The following is a 26069-nucleotide window of genomic DNA, read 5'->3' on the forward strand; positions in this document are numbered from 1 at the left end:
TTTGGCATGAAATGGATTTTAAAACTGCGCTGGGCTATTTTAGCTTTTTGGCTTGTAGCTGCAGTTGTATTGATGTTAATTGCGCCGCCCATGGCTGATCTTGTGCGCGAAAAAGGGGAACTTAAATTACCAGATGGCTATCCGTCGTCGCTTGCTACAGAAATGCAAAAGAAACATAATCCAGATGACAAAGGTTCCGCTTATATTGCTGTTTATACGGCCGACCATAAATTAACTGGAACAGAATTAAACAACATCGAAAAATCATTGGATTCCATTGATGCAGATAAAGAAGAACTTCATGTAACCAATGTTTTATCAAGCTTTAACCAGCCCGAATTAAAAGATAAATTTCTTTCTAAAGATGGGAAAACAATGGTAGCCACTTTAACAGTAGACGATTCAGATGCTTCTGTTGAAAGTATTCGTACCGATTTAGATAAAAAAATGGATATCAAAGGAGTAGATACCTATTTAACTGGAAATAAACTAATACAAGAAGATGTTATCCAAGGTTCCGAAGATGGTTTACATAAAACGGAAGGAATTACTGTCGTCTTTATTCTCGTCGTATTATTCCTTGTATTCCGCTCTGCTGTGGCGCCATTTATTCCGCTAATTACAGTTGGGATAAGTTATCTCGTTGCGCAAAGTACGGTAGCCTTTTTAATAGATCTCTTTAATTTCCCTGTTTCCACGTATACGCAGATATTTATGGTTTGTATCATGTTTGGGATAGGAACCGATTATTGTATACTCTTGATGAGTCGATTTAAGGAAGAAATGGGCGCTGGACTAAATCCACAGGAAGCTGTTCATGCAACGTATCGTACAGCAGGAAAAACAGTAATTTATAGTGGGGTTGCAGTTTTAGTTGCATTTACATCGCTTTATTTTGTCCAATTTGAGTTATATCGTTCTGCAGTAGCAGTAGGAGTCGGAATTATTGTCTTACTTGTCTCACTTTATACACTAGTACCATTTTTCATGAGTACGCTTGGAACGCATTTGTTCTGGCCATTAAATAAAAACATTAGCCACAAAGAAAATAAAATATGGGGAGCAGCTGGTAAATTCACCTTTAGAAGACCGTGGATTGCATTACTAATAGTTGCTGCCATTACTTTACCACCAATCTTACTTCATACTGGAACAGAATCCTTTAACTCACTCGATGAAATTAGCGATAAATATCCATCAAAAAAAGGATTTGAAATTGTTTCGGATAGTTTTGGAGCCGGTCAAGTAGCACCAACACAAATCTTTATCGAAAATGATGATGATATGCGAACCACTGACTATATTGCGCAAATCGAAAAAATTTCTGCTGATTTATCCCACTTAAAAGGTGTGGATATGGTCATGAGTGCTTCACGGCCAGCCGGGAAACGCGTGGATGATATTTATATTAACAATCAAGCTGGCCAAGTAAATGATGGGGTCGATCAAGCCACAGATGGCGTTGGCCAAGTCAAAGAAGGACTTGATTCTGCTAGTTCTGAATTAAAAAAATCAGAACCAGCACTTGACCAAGCTGTCCAAGGTATTAACGATTTACAAAAAGGAACCGTCGCTACACAACAAGGTGTAAATCAACTTCAAAGTGCCCTTACGCAAATCCAAACAGGTATTGAAAGTGGCGCAAGTGGAGCAGGGGATCTAAAACAAGGCGTGGCTGAAGCAAGGTCGCAACTCACCACTTTACAAAACGGGGAAGCGCAAATTCAAGCTGGCTATGTTGAAATTCAAAAAAATCTCCAAAATGTAGCAAATCAACTAAAAAGTTTTGAGAATCCTAATTCACAAGCAATTGATACATCTAAATTAGAAGCACAGTTCAAAAAAATTGGTGATTCATTCCAAACTTTTGCAGCTGCACATCCAGAAGTTAGAAATGACCCTAAATTCCAGCAATTAGCGACTGATATTCAAGGGCTACAAACAGCAGGAACCGAGCTTAAAACAGCTGCAGGAAAACAAATGGCGGCATTACAATCAAAAATGACCGAATTGAACCAAGGAATTCAACAACTTGCTACTGCAATGAACCAATTAAATGAACAATCCAAACAAATTTCGACGGGACTTGACGCATTTAATTCTGGGCTTGGTCAAATCGAAACAGGACTTGATCAATTAGAGCAAGGCTTAAATCAAGCTGCAGATGGTCAAAGCCAAGTAGTTGCTAAAATGCCAGAAATCTCGAGTGCCCTATCGCAAATTGCAGCAGGACAAGGCACATTAAAAGATGGATTTTCTGGAATTACTGGACAAATGGGCGAACTTACCGATGGCTTAACTTCTGGAGCAGATGGTTTAGGCAAAGTACAAAATGGTCTAAACACAGCTAACGGTCTTATCAACGATTGGTCTAAGGTTCCATATGCTAGTTCTGGAATCTATGTACCAGAAGAATTGCTTCAAAATAAAGACTTCCAAAAAGTATTAGATCAATATATATCCGATGACGGAAAACTAGCAACAATTAATGTTGTGTTAACAAAAAACCCCTACTCTAATGCCGCCATGGATTCGATTGATGACATCAACGACCAGTTAGATGCAAGTATGAAAGGGACTAAATTAGAGAATGCTAAGATTGGAATTGGTGGAATGACGAGCACCAACTATGATACACGTGACATGTCAACTGCGGACTATCACTTAGTACTCGTTATCGTTTTAGCAAGTGTATTTGTGACTCTTGTGATTGTATTACGTTCACTAGTAATGCCTCTTTATTTAATTGCTTCACTGGTACTAACTTACTTCGCCGCACTTGGGTTTGCAGAAATCATTTTCATGCGAATTCTCGGCTATAGTGGTTTAACTTGGGCGACTCCATTCTTTGGATTCGTGGTACTCGTCGCACTCGGGATAGATTATTCCATCTTCCTCATGTCACGATTTAACGAATATAATGGACTTCCAGTGCGTGAACGGATGATTAAAGCAATGAAAAATATGGGTGGAGTCATCTTCTCAGCAGTAATCATTCTCGGTGGAACATTCGCCGCAATGATGCCAGCAGGAGTACTTTCCCTATTAGAAATTGCGACGGTAGTTCTTATCGGTCTCATCCTTTACGCTGTCGTCATCCTACCACTCTTTGTTCCAGTAATGGTAAAATTATTCGGTCGCGGTAACTGGTGGCCATTTATTACTAGAAAAGGAGACCATCAAGAAAACGTACCACCGAAAAAATAACTAAATAAAAAAGCCGCACTTCAATTTTACAAGTGCGGCTTTTAATTTGGTTTGGAAAATTCGGGTTATTTTGCTATGATACTTGTATAGAGATGAATGATTAAGGGAGGAAAACAACAAATGATAGCACTCGGAAATGACTGGGATGAGTTATTAAAAGATGAGTTTAACAAGTCTTATTATTTAAAACTACGCCAATTCCTCAAAAATGAATACCAAACAAAAACCGTTTTTCCGGATATGTATGATATTTTTAATTCGTTAAAACATACATCCTACCAAGATGTGAAGGTCGTAATTCTAGGTCAAGATCCATATCATGGAAGTGGCCAAGCACATGGTTTTTCATTTTCCGTCCAAAAAGGCGTACAAATCCCACCATCATTACAAAATATTTATTTGGAGCTTAAGAATGATTTGAATTGTGATATTCCAAACAATGGTTATCTTATTCCCTGGGCAGATCAAGGTGTGCTACTGCTTAACACCGTATTAACTGTTCGGGCCGGTCAAGCAAATTCTCACCGCGGACAGGGCTGGGAAATATTGACAAATCGGATCATTGAATTTATTAATCAAAAAGAAGAGCCTGTCGTATTTTTACTTTGGGGAAACAATGCAAAAGAAAAGATGCAACTGTTGACGAATCCGCTTCATCAAGTCTTCACATCCGTTCATCCGAGTCCACTTTCTGCTTCGCGAGGTTTTATAGGCTGTAAACACTTCTCCAAAACAAATATTTTTCTGGAGAATTTTGGTGTTAAACCAATTGATTGGCAAATTCCTTCTATATAAATGAAAACAGCTCGTTAATGCTTGACGAGCTGTTTCATTTATTTTTTAGCAATCTTTAAAGCTTTTTCGGTGTTAGCAAAATGTTTTTTCGTGTATTTGGCCAGCGTCTCCATCCCGAAACGTTCGATAATTTCTGCTGCAACTGTATCGACATGAGGCCCAGCTCCTTTTGGTAGTGGAACCCCTACTTCACGAGACATCTCTTCAAAAGCTTGCACAAATTTATAACGCGCAATAATGGAAGCGGCTGCTACAGAAAGATGCAATCCTTCAGCTTTGGTGGCGAAGAAAACATTTTCGCGAATAATGGTTGGTTCTTTTGCTAAATAACGATAGTAGATATTTTTTTCCGCAAATTGATCAATTAAAATTGCCTCAGGTTTCGTAGGGGCGATTTTTTTTAAGACATTTTCAAGTGCGCGGTTATGTAATAGAGCTTTCATTTGACCTTGGTTCATACCACGACTTTGCATTTCATTATATTTTGGATTTGGGCAAAGTAAGACACTATGCGGAACAACTGGCATAATCTTCTCGGCAATGCGACAAATTTCTGGATCTTTCATTGCTTTCGAATCTTTCACACCGAGTTCTTTTAAACGTGGCATCATGGATTCTTCCACATAAGCAGCACAAACCGTAATTGGTCCAAAAAAATCTCCAGTGCCAACTTCATCAGAACCAAGCACATTTTTACTAGTAAAGTTAGCGGGAAGTACACCTTTTGATACGCTTGGAGTTTTACTTGTAGTTGTTGGAAGAGTCGCAACCCATTTTTTTGCTTCAGCTTCTCCATTTACACCTTGAAACATCACTTTTAATGATTTATATCCTGTAATCGAAACACCAGGCTTTTTAGCTGCAAAAACGGCACCCGGTGGAAGTTTAGCACTTGAAAAGGGGAGATAAGTTTGTTTCATTTTTTCCATTGTTGCTTGGTTAACTAAGATAACTGTATTTGCGATAAAGCATCATCCTTTCAAAGTTCTATTGTAACATACTACGACGAAAGACTGAATATCATCTAAGCGGGTAGTTGACTCTTTTCTTTCCAGCTTTTTCGTGATAAGATTATGACAAGTAGCGTCCTAAATGAACTTGGGCGAGGAGGAATTTTACGTGGCAAATGAGAGAAATAAAGTAGTGACAACGATTTACGGTCGAGAATATACCATTGTTGGAGTAGAAACAGCAGATCACTTACGAAAAGTAGCTCGCGAGGTCGATGAAAAAATGCACGAAATCGGCTCCCAAAACCATGCGCTCGATAGTGGAAGACTCGCTGTCCTAACCGCAGTGAATGCAACCCACGATTATTTAAAACTAGAACAAAAATTCAGAGAGTTGGAAGAAGAACTAGCTCGTATTAAAGGAAGAGATTAATGATTTTAAATGCGATTATTTTAATTATACTTGTTTGTAGCTTTTTTGCAGGATTTCGAGCAGGGCTAATCAAACAACTTATTTTATTAGTAGGGTACATTTTGGCATTTTTTGTTTCGTATACATACTACGAAGATTTAGCGCCACATCTTACTTTTATCCCGTATCCAAGCGTGGATAGTACAAATGGACTTTCTACTATATTAGAAGAACTTAGAACAGAATCAGCTTATTATAATGTTTTAAGCTTCGTGATTATTTTTATTGTGGCGATTATTATCGTTCATATGTTAGCTTCCCTTGCAGGTGGACTTACTAAAATTCCGATTTTGCGACAAATCAATGGTTTACTTGCAGCAGTTATTGGTGTAATTAACTCATACTTATTTATTTTTGTTGCTTTGTTTATTATGGCTGTTTATCCAGCGACTTGGACGGAAAACGTGTTACATGGTTCGAGTATTGCCCAGTGGATACTTGAAAACACACCAATATTATCCATGCAATTCTATGATTGGATGACTGACATTTTACCAAAATAAAAGAAACAACAGATACCAGATGTACATTCTTAGCCGATTTTGGATAAGATTACGCTGGTATTTTTAATGACTTTACGGGGGGATAAACATGGTTGGAAATAAAAAAGAAATTATACATTTGTTAGAAGAAATTGCTATTTACATGGAATTAAAAGGAGAAAATAGCTTCAAAATATCGGCATTCCGAAAAGCTGCCCAAGCAATTGAGCTCGACAGTCGGAGTTTGACTGAAATAGATGATTTTACAAAAATTAGTGGAATTGGAAAAACAACTGGAGAAATTATCCAACATTTTTTAGCAACTGGAGAATGCCCAGAACTTGTTGAATTAAAAAAAGAAGTGCCTGCTGGATTAGTCCCGTTACTTGAGGTTCCAGGTCTTGGTGGTAAAAAATTATCTCGACTCTATCACGAACTAGGAGTAACCGATAAAACCACTTTACTAGAACAAGTAGAAAATGGCCAAATAGAAGCTTTAAAAGGATTTGGCAAAAAATCAGCAGAGAAAATGGCAGAAGCAGTGCGAGAAATGGGTGAACGACCAGATAGATACCCACTAAATGATGTTCTACCAATAATCGAGAAAGTTGAAGAATATTTAGCTGGAATCAAAGAAATTGATACTTTTCTTCAAGCTGGAAGTCTCAGAAGATTACGAGAAACGGTGAAAGATTTAGATTATGTCATTGCGACAGAAAAACCAGAAAAAGTTCAAAAAGCTTTACTCGAATTCCCATTGATTACTGATGTTACTGGTGATACGAAAGTTTCTGCAGTTTTAGAAGATAATATTACCATTTCAGTGGATTTTCGCTTAGTAGAAAAGAAAGCTTTTGCCACAACGATACATCATTTTACCGGGTCAAAAGATCATAATATCAAAATGCGTCAACTGGCAAAGCAATCAAATGAAAAAATTAGTGAATACGGTGTGGAGCAAGCAGACGGAACGATGCGCTATTTTGAATCAGAAGAAGCATTTTTTGAGCATTTCAATATTCCGTTTTTACCACCAGAAGTTCGTCGAGATGGTTCAGAAATCGAACGCGTCAAAAAAGACACTAAATTTCTTGAATTAGATGATATTCGCGGGGACTTGCATATGCATACCACTTGGTCTGATGGAGCATATGCGATTCCAGAAATGATTGAAGCTTGTATTGCAAAGGGTTACGAATATATGGTTATTACTGATCACGGTAAATTTTTACGTGTCGCCAATGGACTAGATGAAAAAAGATTGCTTGAACAACAAGCTGAAATCAAAAAAGTCGCTGCTAATTATCCGGAAATTGATGTCTATTCTGGGGTTGAAATGGACATTTTACCAGATGGCTCGCTTGATTTTGAAGACGAAACACTAGAGCAACTTGACTTTGTTATTGCGTCGATTCACTCCAGTTTTGGACAAACAGAAAAAGATATTATGAAACGCTTAAAAACAGCATGTGAAAATCCTTATGTAAGATTGATCGCGCACCCAACTGGAAGAATTATCGTGAAAAGAAAGCCATATCATGTTAATATGAAAGAACTAATTGAACTAGCAAAAAATACTGGAACGGCACTGGAACTTAATGCGAATCCGCAAAGACTTGATTTAAACCGAGAACATTTAGAAATGGCGCAAATAGCAGGTGTCCCAGTAGCTATTAACACCGATGCACATGATACGAAACATTTAGCTTTCATGTCACTTGGCGTTCGTGCTGCTAAAAAAGCATGGTTAGACAAGTCCATGGTACTTAATACAAAATCAGCGGCCGAATTTAAACAATTTTTACAGAATAAATAACTTTGAAAAAGAAGGATGACTAATGGATAAAAAAGTAGAAGCAATTTTAGAATTTGATAAAATAAAAAAACAACTGACCGAATTTGCTTCTTCTTCACTTGGAGAACAAGCTATTTTAGCGTTAACTCCAGATACGGACTTTCAAGTAGTTCAAAAAGCACAACTTGAAACCGAAGAAGGAGCGAAAATTATTCGTTTGCGAGGCAGCGCGCCAATTACTGGTTTGACCGATGTAAATGCCCATTTGAAACGACTTGAAATCGGTGGGGATTTAAATGGTTTAGAAATCTACCAAATCGGTAGCAACCTTCGCGTAAGTCGTCAAATGAAAAACTTTATGGCGGATTTACTTGAAGTAGGTGTGGAACTTCCACTCCTCGGCGCACTTTCTGAGGAACTTTTAGTATTAAAAGATGTGGAAGAAGATATCACCATTTCGATAGATGAAAGCGGGAAAGTACTCGATACGGCAAGTGAAGCACTAAGTTCGATTCGCCGGACTTTACGCCGTACCGAAGACCGAGTACGTGAAAAATTAGAATCATATTTGCGCGATCGTAACGCTTCAAAAATGTTAAGTGACGCCGTTATTACGATTCGAAATGATCGCTATGTTATTCCCGTGAAGCAAGAATATAAAGGTCATTACGGCGGGATTGTTCACGATCAATCCGCTTCTGGTCAAACTCTCTTTATCGAACCACAAAGCGTAGTAGACTTAAATAATGAGCGTAAAGCACTACAAGCAAAAGAAAACCAAGAAATCGAACGTATCCTTGCTGAAATTTCTGCCTCATTAGCTGGTTGGATTAAGGAAATTCACCATAATACCTTTATTCTTGGACGGTTCGATTTTATTCTTGCCAAAGCACGTTTTGGTAAGGCGATGAAAGCTGTAACACCGCATTTAAGCGATGATGGAGTTGTTCGACTTTTAGGGGCAAGACACCCACTACTAGAAAGAGACAAAGTGGTTGCCAATGATATTTATTTAGGGGAAGATTTCACGACTATCGTTATTACTGGACCAAATACAGGCGGAAAAACCATTACACTGAAGACATTAGGGTTGCTCACGTTGATGGCGCAATCTGGTTTACAAATCCCTGCCCAAGAGGATTCAACTATTGCCGTATTTGAACATGTCTTTGCTGATATTGGTGACGAACAATCCATCGAACAAAGCTTGAGTACTTTCTCCTCTCATATGACCAATATCGTTTCCATTTTAGCAAAAGTAAATCACAAATCACTTATTTTGTATGATGAACTTGGCGCTGGAACAGATCCACAAGAAGGAGCGGCCCTTGCGATTTCGATTTTAGACGCGAGCCATGCAAAAGGAGCAAGTGTTGTTGCGACGACTCATTACCCAGAACTAAAAGCATATGGTTATAATCGTGCTCATGCGACCAATGCTTCAGTAGAGTTCAATGTTGAAACCCTAAGCCCAACTTATAAATTACTGATTGGCGTACCAGGACGAAGCAATGCCTTTGATATTTCTCGTCGGTTAGGTTTAAGTGAGACAATCATAACCGAAGCAAGAAGCTTAGTTGATACAGAAAGCGCCGACTTAAATGATATGATTTCTAGTTTAGAAGAAAAACGAAATCTTGCTGAATCAGAATACGAAGAAGCACGGGAACTAGCTCGCGGGGCTGAAGCTTTACTTAAAGACTTACAAAAAGAAATTAGCAACTACTACCAACAAAAAGATAAATTAATCGAACAAGCGAGTAACAAAGCAGCCACAATTGTTGAAAAAGCTGAAGCAGAGGCAGAAGAAATTATCCACGAACTCCGCACGATGCAATTAAACGGAGCAGCTGGAATAAAAGAGCATGAACTAATCGACGCAAAAACCAGACTAGGTAAAGCAAAACCAAAAACAATCAACAAAACGATTCCCCAAGCACCGAAACAAAAGCCACACGTTTTTAAAAATGGCGATAATGTGCGCGTGCTCTCACTTGGACAAAAAGGAACGCTATTAAACAAAATAAACGACACAGAATGGAATGTGCAAATCGGCATTATCAAAATGAAAATCAAAACAACCGATTTAGAGTACATTCAACCCGAAAAACCGAAAAAACAACGCATTATCACATCTGTCCATAGCAGCGATTCCCCAGCAAAAAGTGAACTAGATTTGCGCGGTGAACGTTACGAAGACGCACTCCAAAAAGTAGATAAATATCTCGATGAAGCATTAATGGCTGGTTATCCACAAGTCGCAATTATTCATGGTAAAGGAACAGGTGCCCTTCGAACTGGGGTTACCGAATACTTGAAAAATCATCGTATGGTGAAATCTATTCGTTTTGGTGCAGCAGCAGAGGGTGGCAATGGTGTAACTATTGTAGAGTTTAAGTAAACTACTGAGCAAAAACATAGCTCGAAATAGGTGTAAATGCTATACTGTGGTTACAAAAGTCATAAGGAGTGAATAATCATGGTAAAAGAAATTACAGATGCAACATTTGAACAAGAAACTAGTGAAGGTTTAGTATTAACAGATTTCTGGGCAACATGGTGTGGTCCTTGCCGCATGGTGGCTCCAGTTTTAGAAGAAATACAAGAAGAACGCGGTGATACACTTAAAATCGTCAAAATGGACGTAGATGAAAATCCAGAAACACCGGGAAGCTTTGGTGTACTGAGCATTCCAACCCTTCTTATTAAAAAAGATGGAGTGGTAGTTGATACAATTATCGGTTACCGTCCAAAAGAAGAACTGGATGAAGTCATCAACAAATACGTTTAAAATTATGCTAAAATAAAAGAAGCTCCAGACTAACAAAGTCGGAGCTTCTTTTTAAATGCGTAACTGGAGTTGATAAAATGTCTTCTGAACATATCCAAAACAAATTAGCGCTATTACCAGACCAACCAGGTTGTTACTTGATGAAAGATAGACAAGGAACGATTATTTATGTCGGTAAAGCAAAAATTTTAAAAAATCGTGTTCGTTCTTATTTTTCAGGAACACATGATAGTAAAACGCAACGCTTAGTCCAAGAAATTGTTGACTTTGAATATATCGTAACATCTTCCAATGTAGAAGCATTATTGCTTGAAATTAACTTAATTAAAAAGCATGATCCACGCTTTAACATTCGCCTAAAAGATGACAAAACCTACCCATTTATAAAAATCACTAATGAAAGACATCCGCGGTTAATTATTACTCGCCAAGTCAAAAAAGACAAAGGCAAGTATTTCGGACCGTACCCGAACGTATACGCTGCAAATGAAGTGAAACGCATTTTAGACCGCTTATACCCACTAAGAAAATGCAGCACACTACCAAACCAAGTCTGCTTATATTACCACTTAGGCCAATGTCTCGCTCCGTGCGTATTCGATGTCGAAGCAAGCAAATATAAAGAAATGCAAGACGAGATAGTCGCTTTCCTCAATGGTGGCTATAAAACTGTAAAAAATGATTTAATGAAAAAAATGCAACTCGCAGCAGAAAATATGGAATTCGAAAAAGCGGGAGAATTTCGCGACCAAATAAATGCAATTGAAACAACCATGGAAAAACAAAAAATGACAATGAACGATTTTCTAGACCGAGATGTTTTCGGCTACGCAATTGATAAAGGCTGGATGTGCGTCCAAGTTTTCTTCATTCGCCAAGGGAAATTAATCGAGCGCGACGTTTCACAATTTCCTTTTTATAATGATGCCGATGAAGATTTTCTTACTTTTATTGGTCAATTCTACCAAAAAACAAACCATATCCCACCAAAAGAAATTTACCTGCCAGATGACGTGGATAGTGAGGCCGTCCAAGCTGTCGTTCCAGACACAAAAATCATCGTACCACAACGCGGCAACAAAAAAGATTTAGTGAAATTAGCATATAAAAATGCCAAAATAGCGCTAAACGAAAAATTCATGTTACTCGAGCGAAACGAAGAGCGAACAGTTGGTGCTGTAGAACGACTTGGAGAGGCGATGGGAATTCCGACACCATCTCGCGTCGAAGCCTTCGATAACTCTAATATTCACGGAACAGACCCAGTTTCAGCAATGGTTACATTCCTCGACGGTAAACCAAGCAAAAACGATTACCGCAAATATAAAATTAAAACAGTCGAAGGTCCAGATGACTACGCAACGATGCGCGAAGTAATCCGTCGTCGTTACTGGCGTGTACTAAAAGAAGGATTGCCAATGCCCGATTTAATTTTAATTGATGGCGGAAAAGGGCAGATTGATAGCGCCAAAGACGTCTTAACGAACGAACTTGGCCTAGATATTCCAGTAGCCGGACTTGCCAAAGACGACAAGCATCGGACTAGCCAGTTATTATTTGGTGACCCGCTAGAAATAATTCCACTAGAACGAAATAGCCAAGAATTCTATTTACTACAACGAATGCAAGATGAAGTCCATCGTTTTGCCATCACTTTCCACCGCCAATTACGCAGCAAAACAGGCTTCCAGTCAATCCTTGATGGTATCCCTGGTGTTGGTCCAGGCAGAAAGAAAAAACTACTCAAACATTTTGGCTCGATGAAAAAATTAAAAGAAGCTTCCATTTCAGAAATCAAAGAAGCAGGCGTACCACTAAATGTAGCAGAAGAAGTCCACAAACATATTACCGCTTTCAATGAAAAAGCAAATAACACAGAACAAAAATAATTTTGAGCTTTGTTGATATCTTTATAAGAAAATAGAATAAATGAACATTCGGGGTTAAAAGTCATTAATAAAAATCCAATCACTTACTAAACTCAGCCAATAATGCTAAAGTGTTATTGGCTATTTTTTTATAGTTCAAACTAAATCCATTCCCTCTTCCCTTCACCCCACAAATGCGCTAAAATAAGAATATTGATGCAAAAAGATAATTAAGGCAGGGGGAACGATTGTGGGACTAGTGGTATTAAAATTTGGCGGAACTTCTGTCAGCACCGTGGATAAAATCGGAAAAACAGCTGATCAAGCCATTTATGAGAAAAAACAAGGGAATAAAGTCATTGTTGTCGTTTCTGCGATGGGAAAATCAACCGATAAATTAGTCGCAATGGCTGAAGAAATAAGCGAACTACCAGATAAGCGTGAAATGGATATGTTACTGTCAACTGGAGAACAAATCACCATTTCACTACTTGCAATGACACTAAAAGAAAAAGGTCATGATGCTATTTCTTACACAGGATGGCAAGCTGGAATTGAAACTGAGGCAGTACATAGTAATGCGCGAATTACTGATATCGATAGCGCTCGAATTGAATCCGCACTTGATACTGGGAAAATCGTTGTTGTTGCTGGCTTCCAAGGATTAACAACAGATGATGAAATTACAACGCTCGGTCGCGGTGGTTCTGATACGACAGCTGTAGCCATTGCATCTGCCCTAAAAGCAGAAAAATGCGCTATTTGTACCGATGTGGTTGGTGTTTTCACAACAGACCCTCGTTACGTAAAAAAAGCCAAAAAACTCGAACAAATTACTTATGATGAAATGCTAGAATTAGCTAACCTTGGCGCCGGAGTTCTACATCCACGCTCGGTTGAATATGCCAAAAATTTCCGGATTCCACTCGAAGTAAGAGCAAGTCATGAACAAGTTTCCGGAACGATGATAGAGGAGGATTTAACAATGGAAAATACCAAAGTAGTTCGTGGTATCGCTTTTGAAGACCAAATTACACGCGTAACGATTCACTGGAAACAAAAAGAAGCAATGCGTGTTTCTAAAGTTTTTACAAAATTAGCAGAAAATAATATTGATGTCGACATTATCATTCAAGGAATCACCGGTTTAGGCCACGGTAATCTATCATTCACTATTAAAACAAGTGCATTACTACAAACGCTAGCTGTTTTAGAAGAAAGTAAAGAACTTTTGCAAATTGAAAAATTAGAATCAGAGCAAGAGCTAGCAAAAGTCTCCATAGTTGGCTCCGGAATGGTAAGCAATCCTGGCGTTGCAGCACAGATGTTTGAAGCACTTACCGAAAATAATATTCCAATCAAAATGATTAGTACCTCAGAAATTAAAGTTTCCACCGTAGTTCCCGCAAGAAAAATGGTAGAAGCAGCTCAAGTATTACACGATCAATTTGACTTAGATAAATAAAAAAGAACTTGAAGTAGCCGATGAACTCCTTACAGAAAGAAGTTTTTCAGTTACCTCAAGTTTTTTTAGTAGCGTTCTTCGTTATCAATTGTTTCTTTACGATCCCATTTGACAATAATAGTTACTTGTTTTTTGCGTTTATCAATTTCATCATAACTTTCTGTATAAAGCTCTTTTTGTGATTGTAGTTGTTCGGCAATAAAACCAGCTTCTAATTTAAAAGTAGGATTTTCTTGAGAAAAAAAGCGCGAATCAACCATTTCTCCTTCCAAAAGTAACCGAAATTCATCTTTCTTTTCTTTTAACATACTAAGTTTACCCCAAGAAGCTTTTTCAAAGAAATCAATAATCGCTTCAAATGAATCAAGCGGGAATTTACGTGCTAAATCTTTGCCAGCCCAGTACATAATGTGAGGTGCTTCATCTCCAAGTATTTCAGGGATTAAATAATTTCGTAGTAAATCTAAACCAAAGCTTGGAACGAGTACATGTTCTTCGTGTCCATTCTGTTCATTTTCTGTCATTTCGAATACCTCACTTTCATAAACCATTATAACCAAAATCACCCTAAAATGGAAAGCACAACAGAGAAATTTCTATAAAAACCCTTTTTTCATAAAAAAGACTTGCGAAAAAGCAGAAAAAATAAGAAAATGGAAGGTATAGATAAAAAAATTGGAAATTAATAGAGAAATTGAGGCGAGACTGTGAAACAAGCTATTGGATTTATTGATTCGGGAGTTGGCGGTTTGACAGTGGTGCGAGAAGTATTAAAGCAGCTACCCCACGAACAAATATATTACTTAGGTGATACCGCCCGTTGCCCATATGGACCACGTGATAAAGAAGAAGTACGCCAGTTTACCTGGGAAATGACGAATTTTCTAGTTGATCGTGGCATCAAAATGCTTGTCATCGCATGTAATACCGCGACAGCAGCAGCTTTATATGATATTAGAGCAAAATTCGATATCCCTGTGATTGGTGTTATTCAACCAGGTTCGCGAGCAGCATTAAAAGCAACTAGAAATAATAAAATCGGCGTACTCGGAACCATTGGGACTGTCGAAAGTATGGCTTATCCAAGAGCACTCAAAGGTTTAAACCGCCGTGTTGAAGTTGATTCTCTGGCTTGTCCAAAATTTGTATCAGTTGTAGAATCAGGTGAATACAAAAGCGCCATTGCCAAAAAAGTAGTAGCCGAATCACTTTTACCACTAAAAAGTACCAAGATTGATACAGTGATCTTAGGTTGTACCCATTATCCACTTTTAAAACCAATTATCGAAAATTTTATGGGGGATGATGTTGCGGTTATTAATTCAGGCGAAGAAACCGCAAGTGAAGTGAGTGCGCTACTTGATTATCATAATTTATTAGATGCTTCAGATAAAGAAATTCAGCACCGTTTTTTCACCACAGGCTCTACACAAATTTTTCAAGATATTGCTAAAGATTGGTTAAATATGCCAGAAATGACTGTAGAACATATAAAATTAGGAAAATAAGAGGTGCGCCAAATGAGAGTTGATGGAAGAGAAAGTAATGCATTACGAAAAATCGAAGTAACACCGGATTATTTAATGCACCCAGAAGGTTCGGTTTTAATTGCATCAGGAAACACAAAAGTAATTTGCTCCGCGAGTGTAGAAACTAAAGTACCACCGTTCATGCGTGGAGAAGGTCGCGGCTGGATTTCTGCGGAATATGCGATGTTACCACGAGCAACCAATACGCGTAATATTCGTGAATCATCCAAAGGTAAAGTAACTGGGAGAACCATGGAAATTCAACGCTTAATCGGTCGTGCATTGCGTGCTGTCGTTGATTTAGATGCACTTGGTGAAAGAACAATTTGGCTTGATTGTGATGTAATCCAAGCAGATGGGGGTACACGAACAGCTTCTATTACAGGCGCTTTTATCGCAATGGTATTGGCAATTGCTAAATTAGATACAGAAGTTCCATTTACGAAATTCCCTGTGAAAGACTTCCTAGCAGCAACAAGTGTGGGTGTATTAGAAGAAGGTGGAACGGTACTTGATTTAAATTATGTAGAAGACAGTGCTGCACAAGTAGACATGAACATTATCATGACTGGAAGTGGCGCTTTTGTGGAACTTCAAGGAACAGGAGAAGAAGCCACATTCTCAGAAACCGAGCTTGCTGAATTAATCACCCTTGGGAAAAAAGGAATTGCCGAATTAATCGAGATCCAAAAAGAAACACTTGGTGAAAATGTCACAGCAAGAATAAAAGGAGAGTAATCAGATGAGTAAAATTATTATTGCAACAGCTAGTAAAGGAAAAGCGAAAGAATTCGAAAAGATTTTTGCGAAATATAATATCGAGGTGGCGACACTGGCTGACTTTCCAGAAATCGGTGAAATCGAAGAAACTGGAACTACTTTTGCTGAGAATGCTGCTCTCAAGGCAGAAACGGTAGCTAGCTTGCTCAATCAAACAGTTATTGCTGATGATTCCGGTTTAATAGTAGATGCGCTTGACGGAGCTCCTGGCGTCTATTCCGCGCGTTATGCTGGAGTAGCTCACGATGATGCTAAAAATAACGAAAAACTACTCGCTAATTTACAAGGCGTTGAACCAGCTAAAAGAACTGCTCGTTTTCACTGTACGCTTGCAGTAGCAACACCTTCTGAGAAAACGAGTTTTTATACTGGCGAAGTAGAAGGCGTTATTGCAGAAGAATTATGTGGAACAAATGGATTTGGCTATGATCCATTATTTTTCTTACCTGAATTTGGTTGCACAATGGCTGAAATACCTGCAGAAAAGAAAAATCAAATCAGCCACCGCGCGAATGCGATAAAAATGCTCGAAAAAGATTTAGCAGAAGTAGTAGAAAAAGTCACCAAAAAGTGAGAGAATAAGAAGCAGTAGCATGGGGGAGGAAATAAAATGAAATTATTAGTAGTTAGCGACAGCCACTCAGAACGTGACTGTTTAATTCATCTAAAAGAAAAATACGAAAACACAGTTGATGCAATGATTCATTGTGGTGATTCTGAACTAGAAGCAGACGACCCAGCAATTCAGGGCTTCCATACCGTTCGCGGCAATTGTGACTTTGGCGGCGGTTTTCCAAATGATTGGGTAGGAAAAGTAGATGGTTACCGAATTTTCACCACTCATGGTCACTTATATAATATTAAAATGACACTGATGAATTTAAGATACCGTGCACGCGAATTAAACGCTGATTTCGCGTTCTTTGGTCATTCTCATGAATTAGGTGTAGATATGCTAGATGACACCATTATCTTAAACCCCGGCAGCATCTCATTACCAAGAGGCCGCATCCGGATAAAAACATACGCATTGATTGATTCTACAACAGAAGGAATTAAAGTTCGTTTCATGGACCGAGAAGATAATGAACTAACCGAGTTAACCCAAGTTTTTCCATTAACCAAACATAACTAGGTCAAAAGTCATCCCAAAAAGAAAAAATCCAATAACTTAAAGAAAACCATTGACAAACAAGCAATTTAAACATAAAATGGTATTTGGCTGTTGAAAAAACAGTGCCATTTGTCCTGATAGCTCAGCTGGATAGAGCAACGGCCTTCTAAGCCGTCGGTCGGGGGTTCGAATCCCTCTCAGGACGTAAAATAAAACACTGTAAACGTTGATAATTCGATGTTTGCGGTGTTTTTTTGGATTTCAAAAAAGCATAAATATAAATACAGATAACAAGGTAACTTAGAAACAATGGGTATAAAGCTCACGACGCTCAAAAAGAATGGTATTCTGCTGATGGGGATAGTAAAGTCTTTTATGTCTTGAAAAAAGAGGCATAAATTAACGGATTTATTGCGGTGAGAAATATAATATCAAAAAGATAGTTGAATAAGAATGTTTGGTCTTGCTTTTGTGGGACCCTTTTTTATGCCAAAAAATGCTTACTACTGGAAGTAACCTAGAATAGCGTACGAAAAGAGCAAACATAAAATTACTTATTTATAGGGTTATTATTGCAAGGACGCTGGTTGGCATTTATAAATATTTAATCATTTTTCTGTTTAGAAATGAGCAGTACTATTAACTTTTGTTATATAAATAGCTTCTTTTTTTAGCTAAAATATAATGTTGGAACATGTTGAAAATATTTTTGGAGTTCAATTGGTACCATATGGAAAGGGACTACCGATCAGAAGATTATTTAAGTCTCTCTAATTTATTTATGAGGAGTGTAAAACAGTTGAAAAGAAATAATTATTTAAAAAAGGGATTAACAATCTTTTTAATCATTACTATTGCTATGTGGGTAAACACAAGTTTGGGAGTAAAGGTACAAGCTATGAGTATTCCACATGCAATGCCTATTAATCAAATTTTTCCAGACTATAATCTAGCGAATGTAGTGAAACGACACTTAGGAAAGCAAAGTGTGACAGATGTTGTTGCACAAAGGGAACTGGACAAAGTACAAATTTTAAATGGAAATGGTTGTAATATTTCATCTATGGAGGGGGTGCAATATTTTCGTCATTTAAAACAGCTATCTATGTCTTATAATCAGATAAGTGATGTTAAAGTTCTTACTTCATTACGTCAACTTGAGTTGTTGATTTTAGAACACAATAAGCTAGAAAATATTGACATACTTGTGGATATACCTACATTAGAAGGTTTGTATGTCGGTAACAATGCACTGAGGGATTTATGGGCACTTGAAGCGATGGGCAATCTAAAATATATAGACGCCGCAGAACAAAAATGCATCAATAAACCAGTTGAATATCAACCAAACTTGGTTATTACAAATACTATCAAGGATATGATAGGCAAGCCAATTATTCCGAACTTTATTAGTGATAATGGAACTTATATAAATACGGATGTAACATGGGATTTGCCTAATCCTAATTTTATAACCGAGGTAAGTTATAGTTTTGAAGAAGTTCAAAATATCGGAAAAGAGCAAGTTTTATTTAGTGGTGTAGTAATACAACCGATAAAGCCACAGAGCCCTGCTATTGAAAATACAGGTAATATAAACCGAGTGTTACCCGAATCTAGTTTCGTAGAAGTACTAAAAAAAAGCTTAAGGAAAAATAATGGTATGAATGTCGGCCCGCAGAATGAATTAGATAAAGCCATTGAATTTCACGATGAAAATAGGGGAAATGTTATGTTTATTCAACTTAAAAAATCTCTATTTATGTGATAACTATCTAAATTAGATATTTTATTTAGAAATATTAACTCGTTTAATATAACTAAAATTAAATAAAAATGATTTAATAGATGAGTGTGCCCTCCTTTTATACTTCTTTCGCAGATAAAACCATAGTTTTACACAACTTGTGTATGATTATTCTAAAGTGGTTTCATTTTAGTCTTTTTTGACAAGTAACCGATATTTCATTACATTTTTGGCTATACAATCACTTTCCTGATAAAATTATATAATGGGCAAAATTGGCCATATATGGAAACGAGAGGCGAGTGAATGGAAAGTAAAAAAAGAATATACACAGAATCATCAGCAAAAGTACAAATACTGCTTCTAGATTTAATCTCGAACTCCTTATATGAAGGGAAAACTTTATCAAGTAAAAAAAAGGAGGCAATTATCCTAGAATTATTCGTATAATGAAGGTGGTGAGTACTATACTGCATCAGAAGCTATGGAACAAGCTCAGCAGCACAAAAGCAGTATTTTGCATGTGAAAATTTCAGGTAGGTTTAAAGAGCGTGCTATAATAGCATGCTTTTTGTTTTGGTAAGGAACTAGTCCTAATAATCCCTTGTATTATATGACGAATGTTTCTTTAACCTTTGTTGTAGATGAACTTTAATATTTTAAGTACCTTACTAGAAAAGAGGGTTAAATAAGATAAATTTTGTAAGGAGTGTAATTTATTGAAAAAAAAAGATTGTTTAAAAAACTGGTTAATAGTATGTTTAACAGTAATTATGGTTATATGTATCAACACAAGTTTGGAGACAAAGGTACATGCTGCAAATCTGACAAGTCCAAAGCCAATTAACCAAGTTTTTACAGATCCAAACCTAGCAGAAGTAGTGAAGAAAAGTTTAGGGAAGCAAAGTGTGTCAGATTTTGTCTCTCAAAGAGAATTAGAGAGTGTGACTAAGTTACTCGCTTATAATCGCAATATAAATTCTCTTGAGGGCTTACAATATTTTACTAATTTAAAACAGCTATATTTACCTCGTAATCAGATAAATGATCTTAGTCCTTTAAAGAATTTAACTAAGTTAGATGTATTGGATGTGAACGGGAATGGTTTGAAAAGTTTAAACGGAATTCCAAGTATGGCATTAGTCAGCCTGTATGCAGGTAAGAACGAACTCACAGACGTTGATGCGCTTTTCCGGTTAAGGAACTTAGAGTCATTGTTTATCGGAGAAAATAAAATAAGGAACATTGATGGAATTGCTCATTTAACCAACTTAAAAGAATTAGATTTGAGTGTGAATGAAATAAGAGATTTAAGTGCATTAAGAAATTTAAAAAAGCTAACTTATGTAGATTTAGCACTACAAAAATATGTTAATAAACCAATGAAATTTCAACCAGAATTGTCCATTACAAAGACTGTCAAAAGACCAGATGGAGCATTAATCTCTCCAAATTATATAAGTAATAATGGAATATATAGAGATGGTTGTGTTATATGGCAATTGCCTACTTATACAAAAGAAGTGACTTTTACATTTAGTGAAAATGTAAGGATTGGAGAAACAACCACCAGATACGATGGTGTAGTAATACAACCTTTCTATTCAAAAATGCCTATTATTGATAAACCAACATCTATTAACAAAATATTCTTGGACTCCAATTTAGCAGAAGTGCTTAAAAGAGCTTTAAGAAAAAAGCTTGTAACGGATGTTGTTTCACAAAATGAATTAGATAAACTATATGAACTTCATGCTGATAATAGAGACATTACTTCGATCGAAGGACTGCAATATTTATCTAACTTAAGAAAACTCTTTTTATCTGATAATCACATTAGTGACATTAATTCATTAGAAGAATCAACTCATTTAACAGAACTATATTTAGATAATAATGATTTAACAGATAGGAGTGTCAATGCGCTTATAAAAATAAAACAATTAGAGTCTCTCTCTATTAGGGGTAATAAAGTCAGTGGAGCAATTGCTAGGAATATATTGATCAATTTAACTAAACTACACGATTTTAATTGGTGTGGAAAGTAGCATTTGTATGTAAGCGACTAATGAAATTGCATAAATGTTTGCTGTCTGCACAAATCGTGTATATCTTTCGCTCTCGCTCAATAGCGAGGGCTATTTTCTCTTATTCGTAGTAATAAGATTCTAAACGGGTTTCATTAAATGTCAGCATCATTTAGAAGATACATAATACCGAACAGCAATAGCAGTTTCTAGATGATATATATAGTTTTCGGCGAAATAATAACATTTGTTATATAAATTGTAGCGTTTTTTAGATAAAATTCAAATTTGGAGCATGTTAAAGAGATATGGAAAGGATTAAATAATCAAAAACTATTCATATGATAATTCTTTGAATGTTTCTAATTTACGATAGAGGAGTGTAATTCATTGAGGAAAAAAATTTGGTTAAAGAATCTATTAATAGCAGTGTCAGTTATGGTTATTACTACATGTGTTAACACAAGCTTAGAAGCAAAGGTGCAGGCTGCGAGTCTTCCGCATCCAATGCCAATTAGTAAAATTTTTCCAGATCGAGCTTTAGCAAATGAAGTAAAAAGAAGTTTTAAAAAGGCGAGCATAAAAGATTTAATTTCGCAAAGAGAGCTAGATGAAGTACAAGAGTTTAATGCTAATGGTCTTAACATTAAATCCATTGAAGGACTACAATATTTTACATTTTTGAAAGAGTTGTATCTGTTTCATAATCAGGTAAGCGATCTTAGTCCTTTAAAAAACTTAACTAATTTAAATCTGTTGTGTGCGAATGATAATAAATTGAAGAATCTAAATGGATTGCCAAGTACCAAGTTAACTCGGTTACATGTAGACGATAATGAACTCACAGATGCCGATTCACTTGCTCATTTGACACAATTAGAGGTATTAACTATTCGTAAAAATAAACTAAGAAACATTGACGCACTCGCACATTTATCCAAGCTAAAAATATTGGATTTGAGATACAATGAATTAAGAGATGTAAGTGCCTTAGGAGCGTTGAAAGAGGTAATGCGGGCAGTTTTAGCTTGTCAAAAATGTGTAAACGAACCAGCGGAATATCAATCAAAAGTGATTATTCCGAATAATATTAGAAATACAGAAGGAGTATTGATTACACCATATTTTATTAGCGATGATGGAGAATATATAGAGGGTCATGTTGTATGGAATTTACCTGCATATACAAAAGAAGTAAACTATACATTTGGGCAAAATGTAAAAGTTGGGAAAACGGAGACCTTGTTTAACGGTGTAGTAGAACAGCCATTATATTCTAAGACACCAGAAAGTTGGTACAGAGGCTGTTTACCAAAAAGAAATAGATAGAGAGACATATTCAAGCTAACAATAAAAAAATACTGCATTTTCTACATGGTATAAACAAGTCCTAGAATAAATCTTCAAATCGGTGAAAAATTTGATACTTTGTGATGAATAGACGATTCGAAGATTATTTTCGAGGAGTTTAGTATCTTTTGTGAAAAAGGTTAACGATAAGTTTTCAACTATGTTTTCTTTATAATGTAATCCTTAGACTAAGTTCTATATTGCTTCAAATAAAAGTATCAATAAATAAGTTTTTCAAAGTCAAAATATTAACTTTTGTTGTATACGTAGCACTTTTTTTCAACTAAAATACATACTCGGAATACATTAAACAATGATGTATTTAGTGGGTAATAAAATACCATTCATGCAAAAATGCTTTTGGTGTTTCCAATTTATATAAAAGGAGTGTAAAATCTTGAGGGAAAAAGATTCGTTGAAACATGTATTAATTGCAACATTGCTAACAATGATTGTTGCATGTGTAAGCATGGATTTTGGAACAAAGGTGCGAGCAGCAAGTATTTCGCAACCAACACCTATTAATCAAATTTTTCCAGATACTTGTCTAGCAGAAACGATTGCAGAGATATTATCAAAAAACAAAATTACAGATGTAGTTTCTCAACAAGAGTTATCGAGCATAGACGAGCTTTATGCAAATGAAAGCTGGATAGAATATCTCGAAGGGATTGAATATTTATCCAACTTAAGAAAAATATCTTTGGAAAACAACCTTATCCAAAATATAAGTAAGCTTGCAAATTTATCTAAGTTAGAAGAAGTAAACTTGAACGGAAATCAACTAAACGATATTAGTGCACTAGCTAGCTTGACCAATTTAAATACGCTAAATCTGAGTAAAAACCAAATTGCAGATATTGATGCCTTATCTAATTTAGGGAAATTAAAATATTTGAATTTGAATAACAATCAACTAACTAATATAAATGTACTATCGAAATTAACCAATTTAACTGAATTAGATTTCAGTGAAAACCAAGTAACTAATATTGCTGCATTAGCAAAATTAACCAATCTAACAGAATTAGGGTTTAGAGAAAACAAAGTAAATGATATAGCTCCATTAGTGAAGTTAGTTAAATTAACTACTTTAGCTTTTAGTCAAAATCAAGTAAAAGATATAAGTGTATTAAAGAATTTGGATATTCTAGTTTATTTAGCTTTTGATGGGAATCAAGTAAAAGATATAAGTGTATTAGCAAATTTAAACCATTTAACTTACTTAGTTTTTAATGATAATCAGGTAACTAATATAGATGTACTAGCGGAATTACCCAATTTAGTTGGAGTGATTTTTAATAATAACAAAGTAATAAATATAAGCCCATTAGCTAATTTAACTAAGCTAAAACAGTTGCATGCAGAGGGTAACCGCATACAAGATGTTGAAGCGTTAAGTAGTTTAACAAAACTGAAAGAATTAAAGCTAGACCGCAATGCTATAATGGATATAAGTCCACTGGCAGGATTAAATAATCTTGACGAGTTAGAGTTATCTAATCAATTATTTACAAATTCTATTATAGACTATCAAGAGAAAATAACTATCCCTAATACAATTAAAGATATGTCCGGTAGATTGATAGCACCAGATACTATCAGTGACAATGGCAATTATAAAAAGCCAAACATCACTTGGAACTTACCTACGTATAAAAAAGAAGTAAGTTATGAATTTGAACAATATGTAATAATTGGACAAGCAGGAAGTTATTTTAGAGGTACAGTAGTTCAACCATTAAACAAGCTGGATGCAACAAAGACCAATAATGCCATCACAGCATATGGTCGTGTTAAATCTGGAGTAAAAAGCGCTGTTTGGTCCCATGCTGATAGAACAAAAGGCGCCAAACAGCTAGGAACACTTTCATCCTACGCTGGTAAAAATTTACGCATCATACAAGAAGCAAAAACAACAAGCGGCAGTTACTACCAAATTAGAGTAGGTAAAAAAATGATTGGCTGGGTAGAAGCCAAAGATATCGCTGTTTTCTACAAACCAAGCATGGAGAAAAAAGCAAAAGGCGCTCGCTACATTGTTCCTGGAAAAGAAGGTCAACATGTCTATAAACTTCCTGTCGTAGATGCAGCTATCGATGAAGGAACACTTGCAAAATTCAAAGGAAAAAAACTCATTTTACAACGAGAAGTCACGATTGGAAAAGAAAAATGGGCGCTACTTCAAGGCATTGGTTGGGTAAAAGCAACTAACTTGTCCACTGAGCATTATGATAAAGTACTCTACAATAAAGCCGTCACCGCCTATGCGAGAGTAAAAACAGCTAAAGGTAAACATGTGTGGTCCACCCCATATCGCACTGCTGGCTACAAAGTGATAGGTTCTTTATCTCGCTATACTGGTAAAAATTTACGCATCTTACGAGAAGCAAAAACAAGGAGTGGTATTTATTATCAAGTTAGAGCAGGTAAAAAGACGATTGGCTGGATAGAAGCTAAAAATTTGACTGTTTTCTATAAGCCAAGCATGGAGAAAAAAGCAAAAGGCACCCGCTACATTGTCCCGGGAAAAGAAGGCCAACATATTTATAAACTTCCTGTCGTAGATGCAGCTATCGATGGAGGAACACTTGCAAGATTCAAAGGAAAAAAACTCACTCTACAACGAGAAGTCACGATTGGAAAAGAAAAGTGGGTGCGGCTGCAAGGAGTTGGCTGGGTGAAAGCAACAAACGTGTCTGCCTTGCGCTATAATAAAGTATTCTACAATAAAGCAATCACTGCCTATGCGAGAGTAAAAACAGTAATGGTGTGGTCCAGTCCATATCGTAATGCTGGCAATAAGGCGATAGGATCTTTGTCACGCTATACTGGTAAAAACTTACGCATCTTACGAGAAGCAAAAACAAGAAGTGGCGTTTATTATCAAGTTAGAGCAGGTAAAAAGATGATTGGCTGGATAGAAGCTAAAAATTTGACTGTTTTCTATAAACCAAGTATGGAGAAAAAAGTCAAAGGTACCCGCTACATTGTCCCGGGAAAAGAAGGCCAACATGTCTATAAACTTCCTGTCGCAGACGCAGCTATTGATGGAGGAACACTTGCAAGATTCAAAGGGAAAAAACTCATTTTACAACGAGAAGTCACGATTGGAAAAGAAAAGTGGGTGCGGCTGCAAGGAGTTGGCTGGGTGAAAGCAACAAACGTGTCTGCCTTGCGCTACGATAAAGTATTCTACAATAAAGCCGTCATCGCTTATGCGAAAGTAAAAACACCTATGGTATGGTCCACCCCATATCGTACTGCTGGTTACAAAGCGGTAGGACCTTTATCGCATTATACCAGTAAAAACTTACGGATTTTACGAGAAGCAAAAACAAGGAGTGGCATTTATTATCAAGTTAGAGTAGGCAAAAAGACGATTGGCTGGTTAGCAGCTAAAAATTTAGCTGTTTTCTATAAACCTAGTATGGAGAAAAAAGCAGCTGGAACTTGTTACGTGGTCGCAAGAAAGAAAAACAATTTGTATTACAGTCTACCGGTTGCGGATGGAACAATTAGTCGTGGCAAACTTCAAAAAATTAGTCACAAGAATTTAACTGTGAATCGGAAAGCAACTATTGGAGGTCAACAATGGTATCGGATCAAAGGAGCTGGCTGGACAAAAGCAGCCAATCTAAGGTTGAAAAGATAATAAAAGATACCATACTTATGTACAAAACTTAGGTAGTTATAT

The 26069-nt window shown here is 36.5% G+C and carries 18 protein-coding genes, 1 tRNA gene and 2 pseudogenes; 19 read left to right on the forward strand and 2 right to left on the reverse strand.

Annotated features, from left to right (window positions below; all coding sequences use genetic code 11):
* Positions 1-6 precede the first annotated feature (6 nt).
* A complete protein-coding gene (locus tag JL53_RS06810; protein ID WP_038407171.1) occupies positions 7-3207 on the forward strand; it encodes an MMPL family transporter in 3201 nt (1066 codons plus the stop codon).
* 120 nt (positions 3208-3327) lie between these two features.
* Positions 3328-4002, forward strand: a complete 675-nt coding sequence (locus tag JL53_RS06815; RefSeq protein ID WP_003719447.1) for a uracil-DNA glycosylase — start codon at positions 3328-3330, stop codon at positions 4000-4002.
* 38 nt (positions 4003-4040) lie between these two features.
* Here JL53_RS06815 and rnhC read toward each other — a convergent pair whose 3' ends face one another.
* Positions 4041-4967, reverse strand: coding sequence for a ribonuclease HIII (gene rnhC, locus JL53_RS06820; RefSeq protein ID WP_074673799.1), 927 nt, complete (start codon positions 4965-4967; stop codon positions 4041-4043).
* Positions 4968-5121: 154 nt separating this feature from the next.
* Between rnhC and zapA the strand changes: the two genes are divergently transcribed.
* The 7 genes from zapA (at position 5122) to JL53_RS06855 (ending at position 13825) form a co-directional block, all read left to right on the forward strand.
* Complete coding sequence (zapA, locus tag JL53_RS06825; RefSeq protein ID WP_003747168.1) at positions 5122-5385, forward strand: cell division protein ZapA; 264 nt, start codon at positions 5122-5124, stop codon at positions 5383-5385.
* On the forward strand, positions 5385-5927 hold the full coding sequence (locus tag JL53_RS06830) for a CvpA family protein (protein WP_003719450.1): 543 nt from the start codon (positions 5385-5387) through the stop codon (positions 5925-5927). The genes zapA and JL53_RS06830 overlap by 1 nt, the downstream gene beginning before the upstream one ends.
* Before the next feature lie 88 nt (positions 5928-6015).
* Positions 6016-7722, forward strand: a complete 1707-nt coding sequence (gene polX / locus JL53_RS06835; RefSeq protein WP_038407173.1) for a DNA polymerase/3'-5' exonuclease PolX — start codon at positions 6016-6018, stop codon at positions 7720-7722.
* Between the two features lie 22 nt (positions 7723-7744).
* Complete coding sequence (locus tag JL53_RS06840; protein ID WP_038407174.1) at positions 7745-10102, forward strand: endonuclease MutS2; 2358 nt, start codon at positions 7745-7747, stop codon at positions 10100-10102.
* A 78-nt stretch (positions 10103-10180) separates the two neighbouring features.
* Positions 10181-10492, forward strand: coding sequence for a thioredoxin (trxA, locus tag JL53_RS06845; protein ID WP_003719453.1), 312 nt, complete (start codon positions 10181-10183; stop codon positions 10490-10492).
* Positions 10493-10569: 77 nt separating this feature from the next.
* Positions 10570-12381 carry an excinuclease ABC subunit UvrC gene (uvrC, locus tag JL53_RS06850; protein ID WP_038407175.1) on the forward strand — a complete coding sequence of 604 codons (1812 nt, stop codon included), beginning with the start codon at positions 10570-10572 and terminating at the stop codon, positions 12379-12381.
* Between the two features lie 229 nt (positions 12382-12610).
* Entirely contained in the window at positions 12611-13825 is a 1215-nt protein-coding gene (locus tag JL53_RS06855; protein ID WP_003719456.1) for an aspartate kinase, read from the forward strand.
* Positions 13826-13890: 65 nt separating this feature from the next.
* Here the strand turns inward: JL53_RS06855 and JL53_RS06860 are convergent, their stop codons facing one another.
* Entirely contained in the window at positions 13891-14385 is a 495-nt protein-coding gene (locus tag JL53_RS06860) for a YslB family protein (RefSeq protein WP_074673797.1), read from the reverse strand.
* 147 nt (positions 14386-14532) lie between these two features.
* On the opposite strand from JL53_RS06860, the gene racE reads away from it, so the two are divergent.
* The 10 genes and pseudogenes from racE (at position 14533) to JL53_RS15160 (ending at position 26027) form a co-directional block, all read left to right on the forward strand.
* Positions 14533-15333, forward strand: coding sequence for a glutamate racemase (gene racE / locus JL53_RS06865; protein WP_038407177.1), 801 nt, complete (start codon positions 14533-14535; stop codon positions 15331-15333).
* A gap of 12 nt (positions 15334-15345) precedes the next feature.
* Positions 15346-16092 (forward strand): ribonuclease PH, encoded by a 747-nt coding sequence (rph, locus tag JL53_RS06870; RefSeq protein WP_038407178.1) that lies wholly within the window; start codon positions 15346-15348, stop codon positions 16090-16092.
* A 4-nt stretch (positions 16093-16096) separates the two neighbouring features.
* Positions 16097-16708, forward strand: coding sequence for an XTP/dITP diphosphatase (locus JL53_RS06875; protein WP_038407179.1), 612 nt, complete (start codon positions 16097-16099; stop codon positions 16706-16708).
* A 36-nt stretch (positions 16709-16744) separates the two neighbouring features.
* Positions 16745-17269: a metallophosphoesterase gene (locus JL53_RS06880; protein WP_038407180.1), complete on the forward strand. Its 525-nt coding sequence runs from the start codon at positions 16745-16747 to the stop codon at positions 17267-17269.
* A 110-nt stretch (positions 17270-17379) separates the two neighbouring features.
* Positions 17380-17453, forward strand: a tRNA-Arg gene (locus tag JL53_RS06885).
* Positions 17454-18047: 594 nt separating this feature from the next.
* On the forward strand, positions 18048-19016 hold the full coding sequence (locus JL53_RS06890) for an internalin N-terminal domain-containing protein (protein ID WP_052010573.1): 969 nt from the start codon (positions 18048-18050) through the stop codon (positions 19014-19016).
* A 698-nt stretch (positions 19017-19714) separates the two neighbouring features.
* Positions 19715-20593: pseudogene (locus JL53_RS15330) on the forward strand (leucine-rich repeat domain-containing protein); the annotation flags it as partial.
* A 75-nt stretch (positions 20594-20668) separates the two neighbouring features.
* A pseudogene (locus tag JL53_RS15835) lies at positions 20669-21043 on the forward strand (leucine-rich repeat domain-containing protein); the annotation flags it as partial.
* A 369-nt stretch (positions 21044-21412) separates the two neighbouring features.
* Positions 21413-22351 carry a leucine-rich repeat domain-containing protein gene (locus tag JL53_RS06900; protein ID WP_038407181.1) on the forward strand — a complete coding sequence of 313 codons (939 nt, stop codon included), beginning with the start codon at positions 21413-21415 and terminating at the stop codon, positions 22349-22351.
* Between the two features lie 418 nt (positions 22352-22769).
* On the forward strand, positions 22770-26027 hold the full coding sequence (locus JL53_RS15160; RefSeq protein ID WP_052010575.1) for a leucine-rich repeat protein: 3258 nt from the start codon (positions 22770-22772) through the stop codon (positions 26025-26027).
* The last annotated feature ends 42 nt before the right edge of the window (positions 26028-26069 follow it).

It is taken from the genome of Listeria ivanovii subsp. londoniensis, from assembly GCF_000763495.1.
Taxonomy (GTDB): Bacteria; Bacillota; Bacilli; order Lactobacillales; family Listeriaceae; genus Listeria; species Listeria londoniensis.

What these genes read in the sequence shown, in the direction of transcription:
- JL53_RS06810 (WP_038407171.1), top strand. Translation starts at nt 7, where the DNA reads ATGAAATGGATTTTAAAACTGCGCTGGGCTATTTTAGCTTTTTGGCTT.
- uvrC (WP_038407175.1), top strand. Translation starts at nt 10,570, where the DNA reads ATGTCTTCTGAACATATCCAAAACAAATTAGCGCTATTACCAGACCAA.
- JL53_RS06880 (WP_038407180.1), top strand. Translation starts at nt 16,745, where the DNA reads ATGAAATTATTAGTAGTTAGCGACAGCCACTCAGAACGTGACTGTTTA.
- rph (WP_038407178.1), top strand. Translation starts at nt 15,346, where the DNA reads ATGAGAGTTGATGGAAGAGAAAGTAATGCATTACGAAAAATCGAAGTA.
- trxA (WP_003719453.1), top strand. Translation starts at nt 10,181, where the DNA reads ATGGTAAAAGAAATTACAGATGCAACATTTGAACAAGAAACTAGTGAA.
- JL53_RS06830 (WP_003719450.1), top strand. Translation starts at nt 5,385, where the DNA reads ATGATTTTAAATGCGATTATTTTAATTATACTTGTTTGTAGCTTTTTT.
- JL53_RS06875 (WP_038407179.1), top strand. Translation starts at nt 16,097, where the DNA reads ATGAGTAAAATTATTATTGCAACAGCTAGTAAAGGAAAAGCGAAAGAA.
- polX (WP_038407173.1), top strand. Translation starts at nt 6,016, where the DNA reads ATGGTTGGAAATAAAAAAGAAATTATACATTTGTTAGAAGAAATTGCT.
- JL53_RS06840 (WP_038407174.1), top strand. Translation starts at nt 7,745, where the DNA reads ATGGATAAAAAAGTAGAAGCAATTTTAGAATTTGATAAAATAAAAAAA.
- JL53_RS06815 (WP_003719447.1), top strand. Translation starts at nt 3,328, where the DNA reads ATGATAGCACTCGGAAATGACTGGGATGAGTTATTAAAAGATGAGTTT.